Origin of the sequence: Rhodovulum imhoffii (assembly GCF_003046545.1) — a bacterium.
Classification (GTDB): Bacteria; Pseudomonadota; Alphaproteobacteria; order Rhodobacterales; family Rhodobacteraceae; genus Rhodovulum; species Rhodovulum imhoffii.
This window is the reverse complement of sequence record NZ_QAAA01000006.1, coordinates 143,396-150,302: the sequence shown is the minus strand read 5'-3', so window position 1 is coordinate 150,302 and position 6,907 is coordinate 143,396. Positions and strand designations below refer to the sequence as shown.

The following is a 6,907-nucleotide window of genomic DNA, read 5'->3' as shown; positions in this document are numbered from 1 at the left end:
CGAAGCTCAAGGCCCACCTGAGACGCATGGGTGCCAGACCCTTCGACACCTTGTTCCGGGCCCTCGGAGACATCCGCGAGATGTTCGACCCGCAAAAGTGCTGGAACTTCCTCAAAACTGCCGGATATGCCTCAGATTAAATGCAAAACGATTTAGCCGTTCAGCGCGTAAAGCCCTTCATAGATCGGGGCGAGTGTTTCATGCTCGAAAAGCGATGAAACGGAGGTTCCCTGCCAGATATTCGTGATTGCCTGTGCAAACATGGGCGCGGTGGGGACGATGCGGATGTTCCGGGCGGCTTCGACCGGCACGGTGGGTTGGATGGAGTCGGTAACGACCACGGATTGCAGCTGGGAACTGGTGATCCGCTCCACCGCCGGGCCGGAAAATACACCGTGGCTAATGTAGGCGTGAACTTCGGCCGCGCCTTTGTCCACCAGCAGCCCGGCGGCCTTGCACAGCGTTCCGGCGGTATCGCACAGGTCATCGACGATGATACAGGTCTGCCCTTCGATATCGCCGATCACGGTCATTTCCGCGACTTCGCCGGGGCGTACGCGACGCTTGTCGACGATGGCCAGGCCGGAGCCGATCCTTTGTGCCAGTTCCCGTGCGCGTGCGACCCCGCCCACATCGGGGGAAACGACGGTAATCTTGTCCATGTTGCCGCGGAAATGATGTTCGATATCCAGTGCAAAAACCGGCGCGGCATAGAGGTTGTCCACGGGGATGTCGAAGAAGCCCTGAATCTGCGCGGCGTGCAGATCCATCGTCAGGACACGCTCGATTCCGGACTCGGTCAGCAGATTGGCCACCAGCTTGGCGCTGATCGGGGTCCGCGCCTTGGTCCGCCGGTCTTGCCGGGCGTAACCGAAATAGGGAATCACGGCGGTAATCCGCGCGGCGCTGGACCGGCGCAGGGCGTCGGCGATAATCATCAATTCCATCAGGTTGTCATTGGCCGGATTCGACGTGGGCTGAATGATGAACATGTCCTCACCCCGGACATTTTCGAACACCTCGACAAAAACTTCCTGATCGTTGAACCGCTCCACCCGTGCATCGACCGGCCTGACATTCATACCTCTGTGCATCGACATGCGCCGGGCGATGGCGCAGGCCAGCGGGCGGTTGGCGTTCCCGGCGATAAGTTTGGGTTCGTGGGTTTTGGGCATGACAGCGGGTCCCCGATAAGCGGAATATGATTTTGGGCACCGCTTACCATTCGGTTGCGCGCTTGCAAACAATAACCCGTTATGGATTTGCCGCATGGTGGGTTCCCGTATCGTTTTGCAATGGCTTTCAGGCAGAATGCGCAAGGGAAACCGGAAGATCTCTGCTTTCCGGACAGGGCCCGGCAGGATATGTGCCGGCGATTCCCACGCACGATCCGGAAACCACAGATGTTGGCGGCCTGCGGGCGATTGGCGATTTCGGGCGGTGCGCCAGAGTGGCAACCTGCATCCCTGACTTTCGCCCGATTGCGGAGGCCTCCGGGACGCGTGTGCAATCGCGCCGGCCCCTGTGTTGCAAGGAAAGATTGGGGTCGGGTTGGGGCTTTCAGGCCCGGTTGTCGCGGGTCTTGCCGTTTGCCCGGCAGGTTCAGCCGCAGCCCCTCAGGTGAACATCCGTCCCTTTTGGGGCGCAATGGGCAGGCGCCGAACGCCTGCCCGGCGCCGTTGTCTGCCTCGCGTTGCCCGCATGTAAGGCAAGGCAAATCTGGCGGAACAACGCGGGTGCGGCGCCTGCCGTGTGTCAGGCCACTGCCAGGGCCGCCTGGCGGCGCGACACGCCCGGTGCGGTATCGGCCTCGATCAGGTATGTACCGGTCTCGTGCAGGGTGACTGTCCAGCCCGGTTCCACGACAATGGTGGTCGTGACCTCCTCGATCACCGCAGGTCCGTGCAGGGTATCCCCGGCACCCAGTGCCCCACCGTCGTAAACCGGTGTGTTCTGTGCCACACCATCGGCGTTGAAAACCATGTCACGGTGATCCTTCAGGGCCCGTGCGGCGCTTTTCCCCGGCGCGACATGCATGTGCTCGGGCTTGGTCAGATGTCCGGTAACGGTACTTTCGACATTCACGACCTCGACAGCGTTATGCGGCTCGTCATAGGTGTAAAGTTCCTTGTGGCGGGCGTGGAAGGCGGCCTTGATGTCTTCCAGCGTGGAGAGGGTCACGTCGAAAGCGCCGATCTCTACGGTGCATTCGTGGACCTGGCCGACATAGCGCATGTCCAACGTCCGGCTGACCGATATTTCCCCCTCGGAAAACCCGTCTGCGGAGAGATCCTCGCGGCCCCTGGCTTCGAGGGAGGTGAACAAGTCGTTCAGGGTTTTTGCCGCTTCGGCGCCGTGCAGACGCAGAGGGGCGGGGGCCATGTGGTTGTACTTGACGTCCGAGATGATCTGCCCATACGCGCACAGCCCGGATGCCAGCTTGCTGACCAGAACCTTGGAGATGCCCATTTCCCGTGCCAGCGCGGTGATATGGGCGCCGGTTGCGCCCCCCGCCCCCATCAGCACGAAGTCGCGCGGGTCGTAGCCCCGTTCCACCGACACCCGGCGGATGGCATTCACCATGTTGACGTTGACAATGGTGAACATGCCGTAGGCGGCGCGCTCCACGCTGATGCCCAGAGGGTCCGCCAGGTGGGTCTTGATAGCGGCGCGGGCTTTTTGCACGTCCAGTGGCAGGCGTCCGCCCACCAGGCCGCCGGGGTTCAGGTAGCCCAGAACCAGATGCGCATCCGTGGTGGTGGGGCGTTCCCCGCCACGGCCGTAACAGGCCGGACCCGGTTCCGATCCGGCAGAGTGCGGCCCCATCTGCAACAGCCCCATGTCGTCGATCCAGCCGATCGATCCGCCACCCGCACCCAGCGTCTCCACCTGGATCATCGGAATGCCGATGCGATAGCGCAGAAAGTCTATGTTCTTGTTGATATTGGCTTTGCCGTTGCGGGTCAGCGTGATGTCGAAGGAGGTGCCCCCCATATCGCAGGTGATGATGTTTTTCTCCGCCCATGGGCGGGCTACATCCAGCGCCGCTTGCGGGGCCGAGGCCGGACCGGAATTGATCGCGTAGACCGATTGTTCAGTGACCACATTGCCGGGCGCAAGCCCGCCGTTCGACTGGAAATACCGCACCGGACGGCGCGCTCCGAGGTCCTGGAAGTAGGCGTCGATCGCGGCCACGTAGCGTTGCAGGATCGGGGCGAGGTAGGCATTTACCACCGCTGTAGAGGTGCGGGTGTATTCGCGCACCTGAGGGTAGAGTTGGCTGCCGACAGTCAGGTGGATGCCGGGGAGTTCCTCGCGGACGATCCCGGCGGCGCGGATTTCGTGCTCCGGATGCAGGACCGACCAAACGAAGCTGACGGCGACTGACTCTACCCCCGCCTGGCGAAATTTCAGGCATGCGGCGCGAACATCGTCCTCGTTGAGCGGTGTGCGGACCGATCCGTCTGAAAGCACCCGCTCCCGTATGCCATGGCGCAAGTGACGGGGAACCAGCATGGTCGCCGGGGGATAGTTCGGATCATAGCGGTGGCCGTCTTCCTTGTGCCCGAGGCGGATCTCGATGGAATCCGTATGGCCCTGCGTGGCGATCAGGCCCGTTTTCGCGCCGGTATGGGTGATCAGCGCGTTCAGGCCCACGGTGGTGCCGTTGATGCACAGATCGGCGTTGGAGACGATCTCTTCTGCGCTCAGCCCGGTTTCGGCGGTGATCAGGGCCAGCCCGTTCTTTACGGCCTGCGTCGGGTCCTTCGGGGTGGAGAGCGTCTTGAAGATGCGCAGGTCTCCTTTTGTGTCGGACAGGATAAAGTCGGTGAAGGTGCCGCCGGCGTCGATGCCGAGACGATAGGTTTTTGTCATTTCGATGTCCTCTCTGTTGGTCAGGCCTGGCGGGCCCTGGCGGTGGCCTCGTGGTCGACGGTCAGGTTTTCGGCGTCGGTAATGATGACGCCGTAATCGTGCTGCGCGCCTTCCACAGAGACGATGCCGTTGCGGACGTCTTCGAGAACCCGGACGACATCGCGCTCGAACGGGTTGCCGTGACCGCCCCCGCCGGGGCTGATATTGGCCGCGCGTTCTCCGGGATGCAGGGTTTCGATGACATTGTCGGTGAGGATTTGGGTTGCGCCGTTTCGGCTCAGTTCCAGCCGGCCGACCTTTTTTGCGGTCAGGGCCGATTGTGCCCCCGCAGCGCCCATGGCGGGGATGCGCCGGCCCTCCCCGAATGTTACGAGCGTCATCTCCCCGCTCAGGGGTTCCACTTCCCATCGTGTGCCGGAGCCGCCGCGAAAACGGCCCGCACCGCCCGAATCCGTTATCAGCCCGTATTCATGGATGACGATGGGGTAGGAGTGTTCGAGCATCTCGATATCCCCCGATGTCAGCGCACCGAAGCAGCATTGCGGCCCGCAGGCATGCCAGCCGTCCTGGGTTGCCGTTGCGCCTGCGCCGGAGATGATCGACGCCAGGACCATCGTCACGAACTCCTCATCGTGGCGGTTGTCCCATCCGGCGATGTTGCAGCCGTTGGCATGACCCCAACTGGCAGAGACCTTGGCCGGGGCGGCCTGTTCGAAGGCCAGGCGCACGGCGTCGGTCAGGGTTTCCATCGGCGTGGTGGTGCAGTTCATGTGGGGGGCGGGGGGTTTGGCGTTGCACAGCGTGCCTTTCGGCCCCATGTCCACCGTCACGTTACGGTAGAGCCCTTCATTGTAGGGCGGGGGCAATTGGGCGAACATCATCAGGCCAAGATAGACGCCCGAGTAGCTGTTGCCTTCGTAGGAGTTGATGAAATAAGGCACCTGCGGAGGGCTGCTGATGGCGATATGACATCTTTCGCCGTTGATGGTGACGGTGGCCGTGATCTCGAAATCGCCGAAACCGTGGCCCGCGTCTTCAAGGATCGCGGTGCCGGTGTAGGTGCCGTCGGGCACCTGGACGATCAGGCCGTCCATGTGGCGGTTGGCCATTGCCAGCAGTTCCTCGATGCAGTCCTGCACCACATCCTTGCCGTACTTGTCCATCAGCGCGACGAGATTGCGCGCCCCCACCTGGCAGGCACCGATCAGGGCGTTGAAATCGCCTTCCTGGTCGCGGCGGGCACGCATGTTGGTCAGCAGAAGGTTCAGGACATCGTGGCGCGCGACGCCCCTGTCCCAGATCTTTACCGGTGGGATGCGCAGCCCCTCGGCGTAGATTTCCCGGGCCTCGGGATTGTAGCCGGCAGGGACCGGGCCGCCGATATCGGTCAGGTGGCCCTTGCAGACCGTCCAGAAGACCAGTTCCCCCTTGTAGAACACCGGGTAATACATACAGGTGTCGATGATGTGACTTCCGGCATAGTCGGGGTCGTTGTGCAGGATCAGGTCGCCTTCGTTGATGTCGCCATCGAAGAAGTCGCTGACGGCTTTCATCGCCGGGATCAGAGAGCCAAGGTGAATCGGGATGTCCTGTCCTTGCAGGATCATTTCGGGCGTGTGGTTGAACAGGGCTGTGGAATAGTCGTGCGCAAGGTTGAAGACGGAACTGCGCGCCGTTTTTTCCAGCGCCAGTGTCATTTCCCGTTGGGTCGTTTCCAGAACGCCCCGCACCACCGACAAGGTGATGGGGTCCACGTGGGATGTGGTCATGGGTTGCTCCTCCGTTGATGCAGGGGCGCGCCACGTTTCCTCCCGTGCGCGCTTGCATGTCGGACAGGATTGCGCAGAACCGTGCCGCCGGTCTTGACGCGCAAGGCAGAAGGGTTTGACCCACGGCGCACAAACCTTGATCCCCCGTGAACAAAGCCTTGTCCTTGCGTGCAAAGGTGCCGGATTTTCCTGTTTCGCAGCAGCTTTTCGCGTATCTTTTCCTTAAGGAGGAAGACCATGACCGCCGAGTTTGAATTCTCGACGGCCGCGATGGAGTTGCGGCTTCGGTCTCAACGGTGGCAGGAGGCCGTTCAGGCCTCGTATTACCCGTTGAGCCTTCGGTTCCGTGACCCGGACCGTTTCAACGGCCGGCTGTGCCGCACCGCCCTGGGTCATGCCAGCCTGTCACGCCTGCAATCGGATCCGGTCAGCTACGAACGCCTGCCCGCCCATATCCGCGCGGCGCAGCAGGACGAATATCTCGTGACGCTGCCTTGCCGGTCGGGGGTGACCTTTCGCCAGCTGGGGTATGAGGTCCGGTGCGAGCCGGGCGCCTTTCTGCTTGAACGTGGCGATGAACCTTACCGTTTCGCTTATGAACAATCCAACGATCTTCTGGTGCTCAAGGTCAACCGCAAGGTCTTGTCCGAGAGGGTGCGCCAGCCCGACAGATTCTGCGCCCGCGTTTTTCAGACGCATACCGGGGCGGCGGCACTTTTTGCCACGATGCTGCGCCACGCCCAGGCCCATAGGGAAGGCCTGCCGCCCGAGGCGCGCGAAACCCTTGGCCGCCAGTTGCTGGAACTTCTGGGCCTCGCGCTGGCCGGGGCCGAGGGGCGTGAAAGCGGTCACTCCGCGGTGCGGGCGGCGCATTTGCGCCGCGCGGAGCGGTTCGTCCGCCTGAATCTTAAAAACCCGGAGCTTTCACCCGATCTGGTCGCTGAAAGTTGCGGGGTTTCGAAACGCTACCTGCATGACCTGTTTCGTGATTCCGGTTCCACGGTTGGCCAGTACATCCGTGATCAGCGCCTGATCGCCGCGCGCGACCGCCTTCAGGCGGCGCCGGATCTGCCGATCTCGGAGGTCGCCTATCGTTTCAGTTTCGCCGATCACGCGCAGTTCTCGCGCCTGTTCAGGGCCCGCTTCGGGATAACCCCGTCCGAGTTTCGCAAGACCCCCTGCGCCCCTATAGATCCGGGGGCCTGAACCGGCGCAGGTGTTCCTGGTCCTGCGACAGAAAGTGTGGATTGCCATTCCTGCCC

General features: G+C 62.4%; 4 protein-coding genes. 1 reads left to right on the top strand and 3 read right to left on the bottom strand.

Going from position 1 to position 6,907, the window contains the following annotated elements; translation table 11 throughout:
- Positions 1-152: 152 nt before the first annotated feature.
- From C8N32_RS07080 to capB, 3 genes are all read right to left on the bottom strand, one after another.
- A complete protein-coding gene (locus tag C8N32_RS07080) occupies positions 153-1,175 on the bottom strand; it encodes a ribose-phosphate pyrophosphokinase (RefSeq protein WP_107891853.1) in 1,023 nt (340 codons plus the stop codon).
- 580 nt (positions 1,176-1,755) lie between these two features.
- Positions 1,756-3,876 carry a caprolactamase subunit alpha gene (gene capA / locus C8N32_RS07070; protein WP_107891848.1) on the bottom strand — a complete coding sequence of 707 codons (2,121 nt, stop codon included), beginning with the start codon at positions 3,874-3,876 and terminating at the stop codon, positions 1,756-1,758.
- Between the two features lie 20 nt (positions 3,877-3,896).
- Positions 3,897-5,645 carry a caprolactamase subunit beta gene (capB, locus tag C8N32_RS07065; RefSeq protein ID WP_107891846.1) on the bottom strand — a complete coding sequence of 583 codons (1,749 nt, stop codon included), beginning with the start codon at positions 5,643-5,645 and terminating at the stop codon, positions 3,897-3,899.
- A gap of 237 nt (positions 5,646-5,882) precedes the next feature.
- Between capB and C8N32_RS07060 the strand changes: the two genes are divergently transcribed.
- Positions 5,883-6,851, top strand: coding sequence for an AraC-like ligand-binding domain-containing protein (locus tag C8N32_RS07060; protein WP_107891844.1), 969 nt, complete (start codon positions 5,883-5,885; stop codon positions 6,849-6,851).
- The last annotated feature ends 56 nt before the right edge of the window (positions 6,852-6,907 follow it).

Excerpts from the sequence above, each read along its gene's own strand:
- C8N32_RS07080 (WP_107891853.1), bottom strand. The coding sequence starts at position 1,175 with ATGCCCAAAACCCACGAACCCAAACTTATCGCCGGGAACGCCAACCGC.
- capA (WP_107891848.1), bottom strand. The coding sequence starts at position 3,876 with ATGACAAAAACCTATCGTCTCGGCATCGACGCCGGCGGCACCTTCACC.
- C8N32_RS07060 (WP_107891844.1), top strand. The coding sequence starts at position 5,883 with ATGACCGCCGAGTTTGAATTCTCGACGGCCGCGATGGAGTTGCGGCTT.
- capB (WP_107891846.1), bottom strand. The coding sequence starts at position 5,645 with ATGACCACATCCCACGTGGACCCCATCACCTTGTCGGTGGTGCGGGGC.